This window comes from Massilia sp. YIM B02443 (genome assembly GCF_030411955.1).
GTDB lineage: Bacteria > Pseudomonadota > Gammaproteobacteria > Burkholderiales > Burkholderiaceae_D > Telluria.
The window spans coordinates 168,409-188,030 of sequence record NZ_JASNRA010000010.1 but is presented as its reverse complement, the minus strand read 5'-3'; the positions used below and the strand labels follow the sequence as shown (position 1 = coordinate 188,030).

The 19,622-nt window shown below is 66.9% G+C and carries 16 protein-coding genes; 14 read left to right on the top strand and 2 right to left on the bottom strand.

Features of this window, described 5'->3' with window-relative positions:
• Nucleotides 1-191 precede the first annotated feature (191 nt).
• Nucleotides 192-776 carry an aminoacyl-tRNA hydrolase gene (gene pth, locus QPK27_RS12750; RefSeq protein WP_290418621.1) on the top strand — a complete coding sequence of 195 codons (585 nt, stop codon included), beginning with the start codon at nucleotides 192-194 and terminating at the stop codon, nucleotides 774-776.
• 30 nt (nucleotides 777-806) lie between these two features.
• Here pth and QPK27_RS12745 read toward each other — a convergent pair whose 3' ends face one another.
• Complete coding sequence (locus QPK27_RS12745; protein ID WP_290418620.1) at nucleotides 807-2,696, bottom strand: DUF3857 and transglutaminase domain-containing protein; 1,890 nt, start codon at nucleotides 2,694-2,696, stop codon at nucleotides 807-809.
• A 107-nt stretch (nucleotides 2,697-2,803) separates the two neighbouring features.
• On the opposite strand from QPK27_RS12745, the gene QPK27_RS12740 reads away from it, so the two are divergent.
• From QPK27_RS12740 to QPK27_RS12720, 5 genes are all read left to right on the top strand, one after another.
• Nucleotides 2,804-3,925, top strand: coding sequence for a patatin-like phospholipase family protein (locus QPK27_RS12740; RefSeq protein ID WP_290418619.1), 1,122 nt, complete (start codon nucleotides 2,804-2,806; stop codon nucleotides 3,923-3,925).
• A 143-nt stretch (nucleotides 3,926-4,068) separates the two neighbouring features.
• Nucleotides 4,069-5,160: a redox-regulated ATPase YchF gene (ychF, locus tag QPK27_RS12735; protein ID WP_290418618.1), complete on the top strand. Its 1,092-nt coding sequence runs from the start codon at nucleotides 4,069-4,071 to the stop codon at nucleotides 5,158-5,160.
• Between the two features lie 114 nt (nucleotides 5,161-5,274).
• Nucleotides 5,275-8,355: a DEAD/DEAH box helicase gene (locus tag QPK27_RS12730; protein ID WP_290418617.1), complete on the top strand. Its 3,081-nt coding sequence runs from the start codon at nucleotides 5,275-5,277 to the stop codon at nucleotides 8,353-8,355.
• 120 nt (nucleotides 8,356-8,475) lie between these two features.
• A complete protein-coding gene (locus QPK27_RS12725) occupies nucleotides 8,476-9,321 on the top strand; it encodes an MOSC domain-containing protein (RefSeq protein WP_290418616.1) in 846 nt (281 codons plus the stop codon).
• A gap of 150 nt (nucleotides 9,322-9,471) precedes the next feature.
• Nucleotides 9,472-10,617, top strand: a complete 1,146-nt coding sequence (locus QPK27_RS12720; RefSeq protein WP_290418615.1) for a diguanylate cyclase — start codon at nucleotides 9,472-9,474, stop codon at nucleotides 10,615-10,617.
• Between the two features lie 140 nt (nucleotides 10,618-10,757).
• Here QPK27_RS12720 and QPK27_RS12715 read toward each other — a convergent pair whose 3' ends face one another.
• Nucleotides 10,758-12,737 (bottom strand): monovalent cation:proton antiporter family protein, encoded by a 1,980-nt coding sequence (locus QPK27_RS12715; RefSeq protein WP_290418614.1) that lies wholly within the window; start codon nucleotides 12,735-12,737, stop codon nucleotides 10,758-10,760.
• A 133-nt stretch (nucleotides 12,738-12,870) separates the two neighbouring features.
• Between QPK27_RS12715 and QPK27_RS12710 the strand changes: the two genes are divergently transcribed.
• The 8 genes from QPK27_RS12710 (at nucleotide 12,871) to QPK27_RS12675 (ending at nucleotide 19,551) form a co-directional block, all read left to right on the top strand.
• On the top strand, nucleotides 12,871-13,893 hold the full coding sequence (locus QPK27_RS12710) for an SIS domain-containing protein (protein ID WP_290418613.1): 1,023 nt from the start codon (nucleotides 12,871-12,873) through the stop codon (nucleotides 13,891-13,893).
• Nucleotide 13,894: 1 nt separating this feature from the next.
• On the top strand, nucleotides 13,895-14,437 hold the full coding sequence (locus QPK27_RS12705) for an HAD family hydrolase (protein WP_290418612.1): 543 nt from the start codon (nucleotides 13,895-13,897) through the stop codon (nucleotides 14,435-14,437).
• Nucleotides 14,438-14,446: 9 nt separating this feature from the next.
• A complete protein-coding gene (gene lptC / locus QPK27_RS12700; protein WP_290418611.1) occupies nucleotides 14,447-15,052 on the top strand; it encodes an LPS export ABC transporter periplasmic protein LptC in 606 nt (201 codons plus the stop codon).
• 52 nt (nucleotides 15,053-15,104) lie between these two features.
• On the top strand, nucleotides 15,105-15,653 hold the full coding sequence (gene lptA / locus QPK27_RS12695; RefSeq protein WP_290418610.1) for a lipopolysaccharide transport periplasmic protein LptA: 549 nt from the start codon (nucleotides 15,105-15,107) through the stop codon (nucleotides 15,651-15,653).
• Complete coding sequence (gene lptB, locus QPK27_RS12690; protein WP_290418609.1) at nucleotides 15,650-16,420, top strand: LPS export ABC transporter ATP-binding protein; 771 nt, start codon at nucleotides 15,650-15,652, stop codon at nucleotides 16,418-16,420. The genes lptA and lptB overlap by 4 nt, the downstream gene beginning before the upstream one ends.
• Before the next feature lie 12 nt (nucleotides 16,421-16,432).
• Nucleotides 16,433-17,902: an RNA polymerase factor sigma-54 gene (locus QPK27_RS12685; protein ID WP_290418608.1), complete on the top strand. Its 1,470-nt coding sequence runs from the start codon at nucleotides 16,433-16,435 to the stop codon at nucleotides 17,900-17,902.
• A 75-nt stretch (nucleotides 17,903-17,977) separates the two neighbouring features.
• Nucleotides 17,978-18,331 (top strand): ribosome hibernation-promoting factor, HPF/YfiA family, encoded by a 354-nt coding sequence (gene hpf / locus QPK27_RS12680; RefSeq protein WP_290418607.1) that lies wholly within the window; start codon nucleotides 17,978-17,980, stop codon nucleotides 18,329-18,331.
• Nucleotides 18,332-18,465: 134 nt separating this feature from the next.
• Nucleotides 18,466-19,551: an enoyl-CoA hydratase/isomerase family protein gene (locus QPK27_RS12675; protein WP_290418606.1), complete on the top strand. Its 1,086-nt coding sequence runs from the start codon at nucleotides 18,466-18,468 to the stop codon at nucleotides 19,549-19,551.
• The last annotated feature ends 71 nt before the right edge of the window (nucleotides 19,552-19,622 follow it).

Below are 19,622 nucleotides of genomic sequence, written 5' to 3'. Positions count from 1 at the left end.
TGAGCAAGATACAAGGGTTGGCGGCTCCGCCGCCGACGCGTCCAACTCCGGCTTGAGGTGCCACGATGCGTGCACTGGTTGAACGCGTCGGCGGCGGAGCCGCCAACCCTACGCCAATCGGACGCAAGCCTTGAAGCCACCGATCCCATGTTTGAGCGATAATCGCTCTTTCTCCACATTCACACGCACGCATGTCCATCCGTCTGATCGTCGGCCTCGGCAACCCTGGCCCGGAATACGAACAAACCCGCCACAACGCCGGCTTCTGGCTGGTCGACAACCTGGCCAACAGCCTGCCGGGCTGCCGCCTGCAGCGCGAATCGCGCTTCAATGCGCTGGTGGCCAAGACCTCGATCGCCGGCAATGACGTCTGGCTGCTCGAACCGCAGACCTATATGAACCGCTCCGGCCAGTCGGTCGGCGCGCTGGCGCGCTTCTATAAAATCAATCCGGACGAAGTGCTGGTCGTGCACGACGAACTCGACATGCTGCCGGGCGTCGCCAAGCTCAAGAAGGGTGGCTCCTCGGGCGGCCACAACGGACTGAAGGACATCACCGCGGCCCTCGGCACCCAGGAATACTGGCGCCTGCGCATCGGCATCGGCCATCCGCGCAGCCTGAACCTGCAGCAGGCGGTGGCCGACTTCGTGCTGCACCGCCCGCGCCGCGAAGAACAGAGCCTGATCGACGAGTCGATCGACAAGGCGCTGCACATCATCCCGCTCGTCTGCGAGGGCAAGCTCGACACGGCAATGATGCGGTTGCACAGCGCATGATGGTTGCACAGCGCGTGCCTGCAAGCAGCTTCACCCTCCCTTGACCACCACCTGCGTGCGCAGGTCGCGCAGCATGCGCTCGAGCGCCGGCCGCATGCGCCGGTAGTCGGCCGGCGAGCAGGTCGCCGCCGTGTGGCGGAATTTCAACTGGCGCTTCACCGTCACCAGCAGGCCGCGCCGTTCGTAGCGCGAGCGGTAGGCGAAGTTGGCGTCGTCCACCTTCAGCGCGCGCGGCAGCGCCAGCACGCGCGCCCGTTTCGGCAGGCTGAACTGCAACTCGTCCTCGGCGTCGATCGCCGGGCAGACGAATTCCTGGCGCCGCTCGGGTTCCTGCGCGAACGCCTGCATCGCATCGCCCAATCCGCCCCAGAAATTGTAGGTCGTCGCCAGCCCGGCCGGGCCCGGCAGCTGGGCAAAGCTGTCGCTGGCGCCACGGAAGGACAGGGTGTAGTCGTCGCCGACACTGTCGGTGTCTCCCGGTTCAAGTACGCCGCCGCCCACGTGGCCGAGTCCCTGCAGCATGCGTTCCACAAAGCGCTCGCGCTCGCTCGACGCCGTGGCGCGCACCACGCGCCGGTACGGTTCGGCCTGGGCGCCGCTGCTGGTGCGCGTGACCCGGAAGGCGCTGCTGCCGTCGGGCCGGATGTCGAAGCGCGTCAGCGTGCGGCTGCGCGCCGGCTGGAAGAACGGGATCATCGCGAATTCGCCCGAGCGCGCCAGCACTGCCGGCTTGCCGAGCAGGCTGGGCGGGAGGAAGCCGCCCGCCACCGATTCGGCAGTGGGGTCGAGGTACAGCTGCAGCGACGGCACGTAGACGATGGCGTGGTTCAGCACGCCGAGCGTGGGCACCTCGGGCAGGCGGTAGGCGTCGCCGTTGTTGACCAGCGCCACCGTGCTGTCGATGCCGGCGCTGCCCAGCATCGCTTCGAGCAGCGTCGCATGGTCCTTGCAGTCGCCGTAGCGGTTCGCCAGCACGCTCGTGGCCGCGTGCGGCACCACGCCGCCCGGGCCGAGGTAGACGCCGACGTAGCGCACGTTCCTGCGCACCCAGTCGGATAGCGCGATCGCGCGCTCGCGCCGGTCGACGATGCCGCCTGCGACGCGCGCCGCCAGCGCCGCCACGCCATCGTCGGCCAGCGCCTTGCCGGCGGCGCGTTCCTGGTAAGCGCGCGCGAAGGCGGCGTAGTCGGGGAAGGTCGAGACCGCGAGCCGCTTGCCGTAGTCGAGGTAGCTGACCGAATCGGCCTCGATGCGGGCGTTGTCGCCATCCACGTAACGCCAGGCGTAACGGCGCTTGCCGGGTGCGCTTGTGCCCGCTGCCACACCGGGCAGCGCCTCGAACCCCACTGCGTCGGCGTGCAGCGGCATCGGCGCCGGCATGTCGTAGATCAGGCGAAAGTCGCGATGCCGGTGGAAGCGCGCCGCGGTCAGGTCTTCGAACTGGCCGGGAAACAGCGGCGTGTGGCGCCGCACGACGTAGCGCACCGCCACCCGGTCACCGGGCTGGACGTCGGGGAACACCACGATCTTGAGGCGCGTGTCCTGGAACATCGGCGCGTCGAGCGAGGCGGCTTCTTGCTGGTCGCGGATCTGGTGCGGCTGCACCGGCAGGCGCCGGCCGTCGGCCTTGTCGGTGTGCGCCTCGACCGAGACGATGTTGTCGAGCGACTGGTTGTAGGCGATGTAGTGCTGCGCGTGTTCGTGCACGGCCTCGCGCGTGGCGATGGTCTTCACCTGTTCGACCGTGAGCAGGTAGCTGCCGTCGGGCTCGACGACGAAATGCTGGACGTGGCGCTCGACCGTCACCGAATGGTCGGTGCCGTGGTCGCTACCGTGGTCGGTACCGGGTGCCCGCGCCAATGCCGGGTCGGAAAGCGACCACAAAAGCAGACTCAGCATGACGATGAAGCGCAGGGACATGGTGTTCTCCAGGCACGCGACCGACCCATGTTACGGGGCGGCGCAAGGCCGCGCTTGATCCGGCGCAAGCGCTCTCGTCCTGCCGCGATACCTGCGATAATTTCGCCATGAAGGCACTCACATTCCACGCCGGACCGCTGGCCATGGCGCGCATCGCAGAGCACGGCTTGCGCGCGCGCGACATCGCCATTGTGCCCGGCGCCGCCGGCGGCCCCAAGGGCCTGATCTTCCAGGCACTCGACAGCTGGATGTTCGGCGAATGGTTTCCGACGGCGCCACGCGAACGCGACCTGATCGGCGCGTCGATCGGCGCCTGGCGCATGGCCGCCGCCTGCCAGAAGGATCCGGCCAGGGCCTTCGCGCTGCTGGGCGAACTGTATGCGGGACAGCGCTATACCAGCCTCAAGCCCACCCCGCACGAGATCGACGCGGTGGTGCAGGCGCTGCTGGCCGAGCTGGTGCGCGGGCATGAGGACGATATCCTCAACCATCCCCATTACCGCCTGCACCTGATCGCCGCGCGCGGCCGCCGTTCGCTGGCGGCGCCCGGCCATCGCAATGCCGAGCTGCGCGGCTTCATTTCGGCCGCCCTGCACAATGCCGCGTCGCGCGCCTGGCTGGCGCGCCTGATGGAGCGCGTGGTGATCGGCGACATGCGCGTAGGCGACGCACGCAGTCCGGCGCCCTGGCTGCGCGAACCCTTCGACGCCTTCACCACGCATTTCACGCCACTCACACGCGATAACCTGGCGCCGGGCTTGCTGGCCTCGGGCACGCTGCCGCTGATCATGAAGGCGGTCACCGGCATCGCCGACGCGCCCGAAGGCAGCTACTGGGATGGCGGCATCGTCGACTACCACCTGGCGCTGCCGTATTCGCGGGCCGTGCCGACAGACGCGCAGGAGCAGGGCGAACTGGTGCTGTATCCCCACTTTACCTCGCACATCGTGCCGGGCTGGCTCGACAAGAGTTTCCCCTGGCGGCGCGTAGCACGCGGTCCGAACCGCGGCTGGCTCGACAACATGCTGCTGGTGTCGCCGTCGGAAGAATTCCTGCGCACCCTCCCGAACGGCAAGCTGCCCGACCGCAACGATTTCCACTTCTATGGCCTGAACCACGACGAGCGCATCCGCGTCTGGCAACGCGCCATCGGAGAAGGCGAACGCCTGCGCGACGAGCTGGCCGCCTTCGCCGAGCGCCCCGAGCTGGCGCGCATCCTGCCGATCTAGCGACGAAGATGCAGCGCAAAGCGTTGCACGGCAGCGCGCGCCGCGCCGTTTTTTGCGGCAGGGCAGGGCGTCCGGGGTTACAATGTGGGGTTTGAGAGCGCCCGCCTGGCCGCTCGCGTTTACCGAATCCGAAAGAAATCTCCATGACCCTCAAATGCGGCATCGTCGGCCTGCCCAACGTCGGCAAGTCCACCCTGTTCAATGCGCTGACCAAGGCCGGCATCCCGGCTGAAAACTATCCGTTCTGCACCATCGAGCCGAACGTGGGCGTGGTCGAAGTGCCGGATCCGCGCATCGACGCGCTGAGCGACATCGTCAAGCCGGAGCGCGTGGTCAAGGCCATCGTCGAGTTCGTCGACATCGCGGGCCTGGTGGCCGGCGCCTCGAAGGGCGAGGGCCTGGGCAACCAGTTCCTGTCGCACATCCGCGAAACCGACGCCATCGTCAACGTGGTGCGCTGCTTCGAAGACCCGAACGTGATCCACGTGGCCGGCAAGGTCAGCCCGATCGACGACATCGAAGTCATCCAGACCGAACTGGCGCTGGCCGACATGGGCACCGTCGAGAAAGCCATCCACCGCGAGAACAAGAAAGCGCGCTCGGGCGACAAGGACGCGGCCAAGCTGGTCGCGCTGCTGGAACGCCTGATGCCGCACCTGAACGAAGGCCAGCCGGTGCGCACCATGGGGCTGGACAAGGAAGAGATGGCGATCATCTATCCGCTGCACCTGATCACCGCCAAGCCGGCGATGTTCGTGGCCAATGTCTCGGATACCGGTTTCACCAACAACCCGCTGCTGGACCAGCTGACCGAGTTCGCCAACAAGCAGAATGCCCCGATCGTGGCCATCAGCGCCGCCATCGAAGCCGAGATCGCCGAGATGGACGACGCCGACAAGGCCGACTTCCTGGGCGACATGGGCATGGACGAGCCGGGCCTGGACCGCCTGATCCGCGCCGCCTTCAAGCTGCTCGGCCTGCAGACCTACTTCACCGCCGGCGTGAAGGAAGTGCGCGCCTGGACCGTGCCGATCGGCGCCACCGCCCCGCAGGCAGCCGGCGTGATCCACACCGACTTCGAGCGCGGCTTCATCCGCGCCCAGACCATCTCGTACGACGACTTCCTCACCTACAAGGGCGAGGCGGGCGCCAAGGAAGCGGGCAAGATGCGCGCCGAGGGCAAGGAATACATCGTCAAGGATGGCGACGTGCTGAACTTCCTGTTCAACGTCTGATCCATCGGGCGCCGCGGCGCCCAACCCCTCGCAAGCCCTTCCCAGCCGGAAGGGCTTGTTGCTTTTCGGCTTCTGCATTAAGTGCTCAGCAGTATTTTTCCTTCCTCTGCAAGAATGAATCAGTCAATCCCCCTGCCGTACTGGCGCGCCGCGCTAGCCGAAGTCAGCCTGCTGCATCCCGAAGTCGCGCCCGCCAGCCAGCCGATCGCCATCGGGCAGGTCGACGGCGAATGGCGCGTCACGCGTGCCGCGCCCCACGTACCGGGCTGGGTCGAGCAGCAGTTCGCCGCCAGCAAGCTCGAACGCAGCGGCCGGATTCCGTTCGTATTGGTGCCGGCGCGGCTGGCGCCGGCGGCCAGCCACGGCGTCAAGCAAGATGGCGCCGAACTGCACCGGGGCGCGTCGGTGCTGTGCATTCCCTGCTGGCTGGACCGCGAGGGCGTGCTCACGCCCGACCCGGAACGCCTGCCGTGGATGCCACGCGATCTGCTGGAGCCGACGCTGCGCCGCACCTCGCTCGGCACGCTGGACAGCCATGACGCGTTCATCGGCAGCCTGCCGCTGAAACCGGGCGGCATGGACGAGCTGCTGCGCATCGCGGCGCAACTGTTCGAGGCGGTGACCGGCGCCGGTTTGCCCGCGCTGGCATCGCATGCCGGGGAACAGCGCCTGCCCGATTTCGCCCTCGACGAGCAGCACCTGGTATCCGGCTGGCACGGGATGCCCTACGAGCCGCCGGTGGTCGCGCGCCACCTGGTCAAGCTGGTCGACAGCATCATCGCCGAGCGCCCGCCGACGCCGCTGCTCGACGCGCTGCGCACGCTGCCCGAGTCCCCGGCGCGCGCCCCGGCCACGCTGAAGGAAGCCGCGCCGTACCACGCGAAGACGGTCGGCCACATGCATCCGGGCTATCCGCTGTCGCCATCGCAGCGCACCGCGATGGACGAACTGCACCGTCTGCCGGAAGGGAAGGTGCTGGCGGTCAACGGCCCGCCGGGCACGGGCAAGACCACGCTGCTGCAAAGCGTGGTGGCGCAGCTGTGGATCGACGCTGCACTGGCCGGCGCCGAGTGCCCGCTGATCGTGGTCGCCTCGACCAATGTGAAGGCGGTCGAGAACGTGCTGGACAGCTTCGAGCGCATCGCCATCGAGACCGGCCACAAGCGCTGGCACCCGTACCGGCGCGGCTTCGGCCTGTTCCTGGCGTCCGAGTCGCGCCAGAGCCAGCATCCGCTGGCGAGCGGCAAAAGCCATCCGTTCGAGGAGTTCGAAACGCCGCAGGGACTGGCGGCGGTGGAGCGCCATTACCTCGATTGCGCGGCGATGCACTTCCGGCGCCGCAGCGACGGTGTGGGCACCGTGCTGCACGAGCTGCACGCCGAACTGGCCGGCCTGGCGGCGCGCATCGAGACCCTGATCGAGGCGCGTCAGGCGCTGTTCCATGCCTTCGGCCAGGACCTCGAGACCGGCGCCGTGGCCGGCTACCGCAGCTTGCTCGCCAGCTGGAACGCCGAGCTGGCGCGCTGCAGCCAGGAGCTGGCGCAGCTGCGCGCCGCGATGGACGAGTGCGACGCGGCCAGCGCCACCGTCCTGCGCGACTACGAAGCGCGGCGCGACGACATCGTGCAGGCCGAAAAACTGTGGACCACCTACCTGGCCGCCTCGCCCTTGTGGCTCGACCTGCTCAGCTTCATCCCGCCGCTGCGGCGCAAGCGCATGGCGCTCGACCGCCAGGCGTTGCTGGCGCATCCGCTCACTGCGGATTTGCTGCACCGCGCCGACGGCGTGCCTGGGCACTTCCACATGCTCAAGAAGGAAGCGCTGCAGCACAAGACCGCGGCGCTGGCGTCGCTGCTGGCGCAGAAGCAGGCGCTGGCCGACGGGGTCGACGCCCACAAGGCGGCCGTGGCCCAGGCCGAGCAGGAACGGGCGCGCGTCGCGGCCGCGTTCGGCGCCTGGCAGGCGGTGGCGGGCGACGACCCGGACCTGCTCGACGCCAGCCTGGCCAACCTGAACGATTACCTGGACACCCGGCTGCGCACGCGCATGTTCGCGCTCGCCGACTGGTACTGGTCGGGACAATGGATCCTGGAAGTGCGCCAGCGCATCCGCAGCGCCGCCAAGGACAGCAAGGGCCGGCGCAAGCTGGAAGCCAAGTATCGCCGCTTCGCCAAGCTTTCTCCCTGCCTGGTGTCGAACTTCCACATGGCGCCATCGTTCTTCACCGCCTGGGAAGGCGAGGACATGCCGTTCTGGAACACCATCGACCTGCTGGTGGTGGACGAGGCGGGGCAGGTGTCGCCCGAGGTCGGCGCGCCGATGTTCGCGCTGGCGCGGCGCGCGCTGGTGGTGGGCGATACCTTCCAGATCGAACCGGTATGGAACAGCAGCGAAGCGCTGGATCGCGCCAACGCCGTCAAGTTCGGCCTGGCGCCGTCGATGCACGACCCGGCCTACGACGCATTGGCCGAGGCCGGCCATGCCGCGGCCAGCGGCAACCTGATGCGCATCGCCAACCGCAGCTGCGCCGTGCAGCAGTATCCGGAAATGCGCGGCCTGATGCTGACCGAGCACCGCCGCAGCGTGCCGGAACTGATCGGCTACTGCAACACGCTGATCTATGGCGGGCGCCTCGAGCCGAAGCGGCCGCCGCTGGCGCCGGAAGACCGCATTCTGCCGCCGTTCGCGCTGCACCACGTCGCCGGCAGCGACAGCCGGCGCGGCGGCAGCCGCTGGAACGACAGCGAGGCGGCGGCGCTCGTCGACTGGCTCAAGGCCAACCGCCAGCGCATCGAGCAGCATTACGTGGACGCGAACGGCGCGCCGACGCCGCTGTGGAAACTGGTCGGCATCGTGACGCCGTTCGCGGCCCAGGCCGGCGCCATCGAACGGCGCCTGCGGCGCGAGCTGCCGGACCTGCTGCGTCCGGAAAGCCGGCTGACCGTCGGCACCGTGCACGCGCTGCAGGGCGCCGAGCGCGCCATCGTGCTGTTCTCGCCCACCTACGGCGACGGCTTCAATGGCAGCGCCTTCTTCGACCAGACCCCGAACATGCTCAACGTCGCGGTGTCGCGCGCGAAGGACAGCTTCATCGTCATCGGCAACCGCAAGCTGTTCGACGCCGATCGCCCGGCTCTGCCGTCCGGTCTGCTGGCGGCTTGCCTCGGCGGGCAGCCGGTGGACGCGGCGGCGTAAGGGACAAGCTACGCCGGCGGCGGATTCCGACAAGAGATTTAAGCCTTTCGGAGTCGCGCCGGCGCTGCCGTTTGCTGCCATACTGTTGGCCTTACCTGTTTCCGTTCTTTCGCTGACAGCATGGCTACCATCTCCGAACTCGTCCTTTATCCGATCAAATCCTGCGCCGGCCTGTCGGTGCCGGAAGCGATGCTGTGCATCGACGGCCTCGCGGCGCAGGGCGTGTACGACCGCGAATGGATGGTGATTACGCCCGACGGCTTGTTCCTGACCCAGCGCGAATTCCCGCGCATGGCGGTGATTGCGCCGCGCATCGAAGGCGACACGCTGCTGGTGAACGCGCCGGGCATGACGTCCCTGACGCTGCCGCTGGCGCACGACGCCGCCGCGGCCTCAACGGCGGTGCAGATCTGGGACGACCGGGTGTCGGCCGCCGATTGCGGCGAGGCTGCGGCACTCTGGTTCTCGGGCGCGATCGGCGCCCCGTGCCGGCTGGTGCGCTTCCGTCCCGACGTGGTGCGCCCGACCAGCACCAAATGGACGGGCGGCGTGCGCGCCGCCGCGCGCTTCTCGGACGGCTATCCGATCCTCTTGATCGGCCAGTCCTCGCTCGACGACCTGAACCTACGCCTGCAGCGGGCAGGGCGCGACGTGCTGCCGATGAACCGCTTCCGCCCCAACCTGGTGGTGGACGGCATCGACGCCTTCGAGGAAGACTTCGTCGGCGCCTTCACCGCCGACGGCGTGGCGCTGCGCCCGGTCAAGCCGTGCGCGCGCTGCCCGATTCCCGCCATCGACCAGGCGACCGGCATTCCCGGCCCCGATCCGCTCGACATCCTGCAAGCCTACCGCGCCAACGTGCGCATGGACGGCGCCGTCACGGTCGGCATGAACGTGATCGTGGCGGACGGCATCGGCCACACGGTGCGTGTCGGCCAGCAGCTGGATGCTGAGTTAGCCTTTTGAAGCAGGCCTCTTGAAGCTGGCCTTCTAAAGCGCCGGGTACTATGCAGTAACACCGCGACAGTGTCGCTTATCGTCTACGGCGATCCGTTTTTCATATCCAAGCATTCCGGGATGGCGTAATGTTACGGTTATTGCTGAAAGGAATGCTTTATGCATGAGCCAAGCGCGTCGACGCGAGAACTGATGGCGGAAAACGAGACCTTGCGCGCGCGCATGGCGTACCTGCTCGAACAGGCGGAACGCAACCATGAAATCATGTGCCGCCACCAGGCCTTCGACTTGCAGATCGTCGGCGCCGGCAGCTTTCCCGACCTGATCTCGACCATCTTCCGCACGCTGCCGGTGATCTCGGAACTGGACATCGTGACGCTGTCGCTGGTTGACCCGGATGCCGACATCTATACCGTGATGCATCGCCTGGGCGTGGATTTCGAAGGGTTCCCGCACCTGATGTTCTGCGAGCACGCGGTCGAGCTCGGCTTTGACATGTCGCCCGAGCGCCGCCCGCGTCCGCTGCTCGGGCCGTACGCCCCGAGTCAGCACTGCGCCGCCTTCCCCCATCCGCCCGCAGGCCTGCAGAGCGTGGCGCTGGTGCCGCTGCTGCGCAACACGCGCCTGATCGGCAGCCTGAACCTGGGCAGCGCCGACCCGACCCGCTTCACGCCGCAGCTCGGCACCGACTTCGTCGAGCACATGGGTTCGATCATCGCGATCTGCCTGGAAAACGTGATCAGCAACGAGATGCTGAAGTACATCGGCCTGACCGATTCGCTCACCGGCGTCTACAACCGCCGCTACATGGACCGGCGCCTGCTGGAAGAGATCGCGCGCGCGCGGCGCCAGGGCTACCGCCTGTCGTGCATGTACATCGACATCGATCATTTCAAGCAGGTCAACGATACCGTCGGCCACCAGGGCGGCGACGACGTACTGCGCGAAGTCTGCGCCCGCATCAAGGCCGAGCTGCGCATGTCGGACGCGCTGGGCCGCTTCGGCGGCGAGGAATTCGTGGTGCTGCTGATCGACGCCGACCTCGAAAGCGCAAGCGCCGTGGCGCAGCGCATCCGCGCCAGCGTGGCGGCGCAGCCGGTCGACCTGGGATCGGGCGAGCGGGTTGACGTGACGGTGTCGATCGGCGTGGCGGCGCTGGCCATTTCGCAGTTCCCGGCACAGTCGATCGAGAGCGCGCGCGAGATCGCGATCGAAACCGTGGCGCAGGATCTGGTGGCGTCGGCCGACGCGGCGCTGTACCAGGCCAAGGCCGGCGGGCGCAACAAGGTCGTCACGTTCGCCTGATCATGCTTATGCATGAATCGTAGGGTTGGCGGCTTCGCCGCCGACGCGGTGATAGATAGCCGCAAGATCATCCGGCACGATATCGGAACCGATAACAATCGACGCGTCGGCGGCGAAGCGCGGGGCCGCCCAGGCCAACCCTACAGCAGCCGTTCCTCGGCGCGGTTGAGCGCCTCGCCATCCCCGCGCAGCACCACCACGTCACCGGCCAGCAGCACCACCTCCGGCTCGGGCTCCAGCCCCTGCCCACCACGCCGCAGCGCCGTCACCTCGGCCCCGATCTCTTCCAGCTTCAATCCCGCCAGCCGCATCCCGACCGCCAGCGCCTGCGCATGCAAGCGCACCGAATGCAGCCGCACCTGCCCCGGTTCCAGGTCGTGCGCCGCGTCGCTCGCGCCGTGGAAGTAGCCGCGCAGCGCTGCATAGCGTTCGTCGCGCGCCGCCTGCACCCGGTGCACCACGCGCCGCAGCGGTACGCCCATCGTCACCAGCGCGTGCGAGGCCAGCATCAGGCTGCTCTCCAGCGCTTCCGGCACCACCTCGGTGGCGCCGGCCGCCTTGAGCACGTCCATGTCGCCGTCGTCGTGGCTGCGCACGATCACCGGCAGGTTCGGCGCCAGCTCGTGCACCAGGTGCAGCACGCGCAGCGCCAGGCGGGTGTCGGCGAAGGTGATCACCAGCGCGCTGGCGCGGTGGATGCCGGCCGCGATCAGGCTTTCGCGCCGCGCCGCATCGCCGTAGGAAACGCCGGCGCCGGCCGCCTGCGCTTCCTGCACCCGTTCGGGATCGAGGTCGAGCGCGTACCACGACAGTTTTTCCTCGCCCAGCAGCGTGGCCAGGCTTTGCCCGCTGCGCCCGAAGCCGGCGATGATCACGTGCTTCTGGGTCTTCATGGTGCGCGCCGCGATCTGGGTCAGTTGCAAGGATTGCGTCATCCATTCGTTGGCCGCGACCTTCAGCGCAATGCGGTCCATGTGGGCGATGATGAACGGCGCCGCCATCATCGACAGCACCATCGAGGCCAGCACCAGCTGCATCACGAACGGGTCGACCAGGCGCGACTCGGACGCGTGATTGAGCAGCACGAAACTGAATTCGCCGGCCTGCGCCAGCGCCAGGCCGGTGCGCATCGCGGTGCCCGGCGCCGCCCCGAAGGCGCGCGCCAGCAAGGCGATCAGGCCGAATTTCAGGCCGATCGCCAGCAACAGCAGCAGCAATACGGCCCACCAGTGCTCCAGCACCAGCGCCAAGTCGAGCAGCATGCCGATGGTGATGAAGAACAGCCCGAGCAGCACGTCGCGAAACGGCTTGATGTCTTCTTCCACCTGGTGCTTATACGGCGTCTCGGAGATCAGCATGCCGGCGACAAAGGCCCCCAGCGCCAGCGACAGGCCGGCCTGCTCGGTGATCCAGGCAGCACCCAGCGTTACCAAGAGCAGGTTGAGCATGAACAGTTCCTGCGAGCGGCGCTTGGCCACCACCGTGAACCAGCGTCCCATCAGCTTCTGACCGAAGAACAGCAGCAGCGCCAGCACCAGCGCTGCCTTCAGCGCCGCGTACCCCAGCGTCACCGCCAGGTCTTCCGGATCGCGCGCCAGCGCCGGGATCAGGATCAGCAGCGGCACCACCGCCAGGTCCTGGAACAGCAGGATGCCGATGATGCGCCGTCCGTGTTCGCTTTCGAGCTCGAGCCGCTCGGTGAGCAGCTTGACCACGATCGCGGTCGAGGACATCGCCAGCGCCCCGCCCAGCGCGAACGCGGCCTGCCAGCCCAGGTTCAGTTGCGGCAGCAGGAAGCCGGCCAGCAGCGCCAGGCCCATGGTCACGATCAGCGTGGCGGTCACCTGCGCCAGCCCGAGCCCGAACACGATGCGCCGCATCGAGCGCAGCTGGTTGAGCGAGAATTCGAGTCCGATCGAGAACATCAAAAACACCACCCCGAACTCGCCCAGCGCATGGGTGGTGGGGCTGTCCTCGGCCAGCGCCAGCGCGTGGGGACCGATCAGGACGCCGACGGCCAGGTAGCCGAGCATCGGCGGCAGGTGCAGGGAACGGAAGGCGACCACGCCGAGGACGGCGCAGCCCAGCAGCAGCAAGGTCAGTTCAAGGCCGGAATGCATCGGGCAAACGAGAGAGAAAGGAAGGCAGGGCGCTTGCCGCGGCAGGGGTGGGCAAGCTCCGGATTGTGGTGTCTGTTGTAGTTTGTTACGACTGGCAAGTTTTTTGCTTTCTCAATTCGTTTATACTTCTGGAATGAGTGTAACCGATCAAAAAACAATGTTGAAAAGTTTTGACGAGGCCCAGGTCCGGCGCGTGCTGGCGCTGGGTCGCGAGACCCTCGCCATCGAGGCCGACGCCATCCGCGCGCTGCAGGCGCGCCTGGGCGACGACGACAGCTTCGTGCGCGCCGCGCAGCTGATCTACGCCTGCAAGGGCCGGGTCGTGGTGTCGGGCATGGGCAAGTCGGGCCACGTCGGTCGCAAGATCGCCGCCACCCTGGCCTCGACCGGCACCCCGGCCTTCTTCATGCACCCGGGCGAAGCCGCGCACGGCGACCTGGGCATGGTGACGCCGAACGACGTCCTGATCGCGATCTCGAATTCGGGCGAATCGTCGGAACTGCTCGACATCCTGCCGGCCGTCAAGCGCATGGGCAGCGCGGTGATCGCGATGACCGGCAAGCCGGCCTCGCGCCTGGCGAAACTGGCCGAAGTCCATCTGAACATCCACGTCGACAAGGAAGCCTGCCCCCTGAACCTGGCGCCGACCACCAGCACCACCGTGACGCTGGCGATGGGCGACGCGCTGGCGGTGGCGCTGCTGGACGTGCGGGGTTTTCGCGAACAGGACTTCGCGCTGTCGCATCCGGGCGGCGCCCTCGGCCGCCGTTTGCTGACCCACGTGCGCGACGTGATGCGCAGCGGCGACGCGATTCCCGCCGTGGGCCCCGACACGCCGCTGGCGAAAGCGCTGCTCGAGATCAGCCAGAAGGGCATGGGCATGACCGCCATCGTCGACGACGAACGCCGTCCGATCGGCGTGTTCACCGACGGCGACCTGCGCCGCCTGATCGAGCGCATGCACGACTTCTCGAATATCCTGATCCGCGACGTGATGCATGCCAATCCGCGCCGCGTGCACCCCGAGCAGCTGGCGGTGGACGCCGTCGCCGTGATGGAAGAATTCCGCATCAACCAGATGCTGGTGACCGATGCCGACGACCGCCTGGTCGGCGCGCTGCACATCCACGACCTGACCCGCGCCAAGGTGATCTGATATGAGCTCGCAATTCCCGGTACTGGCCCACATGGAACGCGCTGCGCGCGTGAAGGTGATGATCTTCGACGTCGACGGCGTGCTGACCGACGGCAGCCTGACCTATGGTCCGGACGGCGAAGTCACCAAGACCTTCAACGTGCTCGACGGCCTCGGCATCCAATTGCTGAACAAGACCGGCGTGCAGACCGCGATCATCAGCGCGCGCCTGTCGCCGATCGTGGTCAAGCGCGCCGCGGACCTGGGCATCGCGCACGTCTACCAGGGCATCCACGACAAGCGCATCGGCTTCGCCAAGCTGCTGGAAGCCACCGGCGTCACGGCCGAGGAATGCGGCTACATCGGCGACGACGTGATCGACCTGCCGCTGTTGATGCGGGTCGGCTTCGCCGTCGCCGTGCCGTCCGGCCACCCCGAGGTGCAGCACCGCGCGCACTACGTCACCAAAAACGGCGGCGGGCGCGGCGCGGTGCGCGAGGTGTGCGACCTGGTGATGCGCGCCCAGGGCAACTACGAACAGGCGCTCGCGCCGTACTTCGCGTAAGGGCAAGCGATGGCCACCCATATCGTCAACAAGCGCACCGCGCACCGCTGGAACCTGCTGGCGATGATCGTGCTCGGCGTCTTCTTCGCCTTCGGCAGCTTCTGGCTGCTGCAGCTGATGCAGGCGTCGGATCCGGACGCGCAGCTGGGCGGCCCGCCGAACGAACCCGATTACATCGTCGAGAACTTCTCCTTCGTGCGCATGACCGAGAACGGCCAGCCCAGCTACCTGTTGTCGGGCAAGCGTCTCGAGCACATCCCGGAGGGCGACGTCTCGCACGTCGATGCGCCGCTGCTGCGCGGCGTCGATCCGGCGCGTCCGCCGATGACGGTAGTCGCGAAGAACGCGCGCATCCATCACGAAGAACATCGGGTCGAACTGATCGGCGACGTCGACCTGCAGCGCCCCAAGACCGCCGCCGCCGAAGCGCTGCGCGTGCGCACCCAGGCGCTCACCGTGCTGCCCGACGAAGAAATCTTGAAGACCGACCAGCCGATCGAGATGCAGCTTGGCGCTTCCAGCGTGAAGGGCACCGGCATGGTCGCCAACAACGCGACCCAGCAGCTGCATCTTTCCAGCCGCGGCCAGATCGTCTATCCGCCACGCCCGCGCTGAACGTTCGAACCTCAAACCAGCCCCGCGTGCTAACCCAGGACCAGCATCCACCATGAAAAAATTATTTGCTGCCGCATTCCTCTCCCTGCTGTCGCTGACGGCAGTCGCCGAACGCGCCGATTCGCTCAAGCAGGCGGTCGTCGAATACGACACGCTCGACGTCGATGAAGTCAGCGGCACCCGCATCCTGACCGGCAACGTGATCCTGACCCGCGGCACCCTGGTGCTCAAGGCCGACCGCGCCCTGCTCAAGGAAAGCCCGGAAGGCTATATGAGCGTCACCCTGACCGCCAACGCCGGCCGCCTGACCACCTTCCGCCAGAAGCGCGACGGCGGTCCCGACCTGTGGATCGAAGGCCAGGCCGAACGCATCGAATACGACGAGCGGTCCGAGCTGGTGCGCCTGTATTCGAACGCGCTGGTCAAGGAACTGGAAAACAGCCGCATGACCAACCAGATCACCGGCCCCTTCATCTCCTACGACAACCGCAAGGAAATCGCCGCCGTGCGCAACGACGCCAGCGGCCAGAGCAAGGTCGGGGGCGGGCGCGGCACCCTGATCCTGTCGCCCAAGCGCACCGCCACCGGAGGCGCGCAATGACGGCAGTACCAGGCGCGATGCAGGACGGCAGCAGCACCCTGATCGTCAAGGGCCTGCAAAAGAGCTACGGCAAGCGCCTGGTGGTGCGCGACGTCTCGCTGCAGGTCGAGTGCGGCGAAGTGGTCGGCCTGCTGGGCCCCAACGGCGCCGGCAAGACCACCTCGTTCTACATGATCGTCGGCCTGGTGCCGTCGGACGCCGGCACCATCGACATCAACGGCACCGACATCTCGAGCCTGCCGATCCACCGCCGCGCGGTGCTCGGCCTGTCGTACCTGCCGCAGGAAGCGTCGGTGTTCCGCAAGCTGACGGTGGAAGAGAACATCCGCGCCGTGCTCGAACTGCAGAAGGACAACGGCAAGAGTCTGACGAAAGACCAGATCAACGAGCGCCTCGACACCCTGCTGGCCGACCTGCAGATCGAGAAGCTGCGCGAGAACCCGGCGCTGTCGCTGTCGGGCGGCGAGCGGCGGCGCGTGGAAATCGCGCGCGCGCTGGCGACCAATCCGCGCTTCGTGCTGCTGGACGAACCGTTCGCCGGCGTCGACCCGATCGCGGTGATCGAGATCCAGCGCATCGTGCGCTTCCTGAAGGAGCGCAAGATCGGCGTCCTGATCACCGACCACAACGTGCGCGAAACGCTCGGCATCTGCGACCGCGCCTACATCATCAACCAGGGCGCCGTGCTGGCTTCGGGACGTCCTGACGACATCATCGCGGACGAATCGGTGCGGCGCGTCTACCTGGGCGAACACTTCCGCATGTAATCGATCAGCGCGATGAAACAGTCCCTGCAACTCCGCACTTCGCAGCACCTGGCGCTGACCCCGCAGCTGCAGCAGTCGATCCGATTGCTGCAACTGTCGACGCTCGAACTGCACCAGGAGATCGAGCAGATACTGAGCGATAACCCTTTGCTCGAGCGCCTCGACGACCCGCTCGACCGCTCGGTGCGTTTGCTGGCCGACGGCGCCATCAACAGCGCCCCGGCCAATGGCGAAGCGCCGCCGGCGCCCGGCCAGCAGACGGCCGAAGGCGAGGGCGCCTCGAACGAGGCCGATGGCTTCGACAGCGGCCCGGAACGGGCCGACAACGACATCGACTGGAACAGCGCCGGCCCGGCTTCCGGCGCCGACGACGAGGACGGCCGCCCGCAGCTGGAAGCCGGCGCCGTCTCGTTGCGCGAGCACCTGATGGAGCAGGTGCGGACTACCGGACTGGCGCTGCGCGACCGCGCGCTGGCCGAACTGGTGATCGACGCGCTCGACGACAACGGCTACCTGGAAGAGCCGCTCGACGATATCCACGCACGGCTGCCGGAGGAACTCGAAATAGAGATGGACGAACTGCGCTGCGCGCTGGCGCTGGTGCAGAGCATGGACCCGGTGGGCGTGGGCGCGCGCAGCGCGGCCGAGTGCCTGGCGCTGCAGATCCGGCGCCTGCCCGGCGTGCCGCTGGTGACGCGGCGCATGGCGCTGCAGATCGTCGAGGGCTACCTGAGCTGGTTCGCGCAGCGCGAATACAGCAAGCTGAAAAAGGCGCTCGACTGCGACGACGACGACCTGCGCGACGTGCAGGCCGTGGTGCGCCAGTGTAATCCGCACCCGGGCGCGGCGTTCGCGTCGAACGTGTCGGACTACGTGGTGCCGGACGTGATCGTGCGCCGTGCCAAGAACGGCTGGGCGGTGACGCTGAACCCGGACGTGATGCCGCGATTGCGTGTAAACAGTTTATACGCGGGCTTGCTGAAGCAGGGCAAGAGCGAGAGCCAGATGGGCGCGCAATTGCAAGAAGCGAAGTGGCTCATCAAGAACATGCGCCAGCGTTTCGACACGATCCTGCGTGTGGCCGAGGCGATTGTCGAGCGCCAGCGCAACTTTTTCTCGCACGGCGCGGTTGCCATGCGCCCCCTTGTCTTGCGCGAGATTGCTGATACACTAGGTCTACACGAGAGCACAATTTCTCGTGTCACAACGCAGAAGTACATGCTGACCCCGCACGGCATGTTTGAGCTGAAATACTTCTTCGGCAGCCACGTCGCCACCGAGGCGGGAGGAGAAGCATCCTCGACGGCGATCCGCGCGCTCATCGCGCAATTGACAGGAGCAGAAGACCCTAGGAATCCATTATCCGATAGCAAGATCGCGGAGATGCTCGGGGAACAAGGCATGGTCATTGCGCGCAGGACGGTCGCCAAATACCGCGAAGCGCTCAAGATTCCCCCCGTCAGTCTCCGCAAAGCCTTGTAACAGCGCCGCACACACCCCACGTGCTTGTCATGCCGGTGTGATTCCACGCGGCGCGACATCTTCAAAGGAGTGTGTATGAACCTCACAATCAGCGGTCACCATCTCGAAGTTACCCCAGCGATCCGTGAATACGTTCAGAATAAGCTCGAGCGCATTATTCGCCATTTCGACCAGGTCATCGACACGCACGTGTTCCTGGCAGTCGATAACCTCACTGAAAAAGAAAAAAGGCAGAAAGCTGAAATCAATGTCCAGGTGTCTGGCAAGACCCTGCACGTGGCCAGTGTCGCGCAAGACCTGTACGCCGCGATCGACACCCTGATGGATAAACTGGATAGACAGATCCTGAAGCACAAACAGATGCTGCAGGACCATAGTCGTACGGCGATCAAACGCCTGCCGGAAAACGGCGACGCCGCTGCGGTCTGATTGCCGGGCAATCAGACGTAGAGGCACCCTAGCTAAGGGCGTCCACTGGGACGCCCTTTTTGCGTTGTGCGTGAGACGTTTTCGTGGCGTGGCGCGTTCGGTAGAATGCATGCTTTCTTGCCATGGAATTCATCATGACCGAGCACGTCCTGACCCGCGTCGCCAACGGCGTCGGCACCATCACCCTCGACCGTCCCAAGACCCTGAATTCGCTGTCGCTCGAGATGGTGCGCACGCTGGCCGCCACCCTGCGCGACTGGCACGACGATGCCTCGGTCGCCGCGGTGGTGCTCAAGAGCAGCAGCGAAAAAGCGCTGTGCGCCGGCGGCGATATCCGCTTCTTCCATGAAGTCGGCCGCGCCGGCCTGCAGGGCGGCAGCGCGCTGCTGGAAGATTTCTTCACCGAAGAATACGCGCTGAACCACCTGATCCATTTCTATCCGAAACCGTATATCGCATTGATGGACGGCGTGGTCATGGGCGGCGGCATGGGCATCGCCCAGGGCGGTCCCGATTGCGGCCTGCGCATCGTGACCGAGCGCACGAAAATGGCGATGCCGGAGGTGAACATCGGCCTGTTCCCGGACGTGGGCGGCAGCCATTTCCTGTCGCACGCACCGGGCCAGCTCGGCATGTATCTCGGCTTGAGCGGCCTGACCATCGGCGCGGCCGACGCGCTGTACATCGGACTGGCCGACCTGTTCGTTCCCGCCGAGCAGTTGCCGGCGTTGGGGGCGCTGATCGACGCCACGCCGGGCGCCGCATTGCCGGCGGCGATCCGCGCCTTCGCCGCGCCGTTCGCGGATCACGTCGGCACGAGCGAACTGCAGGCGCAGCGCGCGCCGATCGACGCCCACTTCGGCGCGGGCTCGGTGGCGGCGATCATGGCTTCGCTCGAAGGCGACGACACGCCGTTCGCGCAGAAGGCGCTGAAGGCGATGCGCCAGCGTTCGCCCCTGCTGATGTGCGTGACCCACGAGCTGTTGAAGCGCGGCGCGATGCTTGGCGTGGCCGATTGCCTGCGCCTCGAGCGTTCGCTGGTGCGGCGCAATTTCGAGCACGGCGAGGTGCTGGAAGGCGTGCGCGCGCTGGTGATCGACAAGGACAACGCGCCGCAGTGGAATCCGCCGGCGCTGGACGACGTGACGCCGGAGATGGTGGCACGCTTCTTCGAACCGGTGTGGCCGGATTACGCACATCCGCTCAGGCAGCTCGCATAAAGCGCCCCATGCATATCCGTTTTCGCGTGACTTCCAATGGACGGGATGTGAACATCGGGCCTTCATGAACG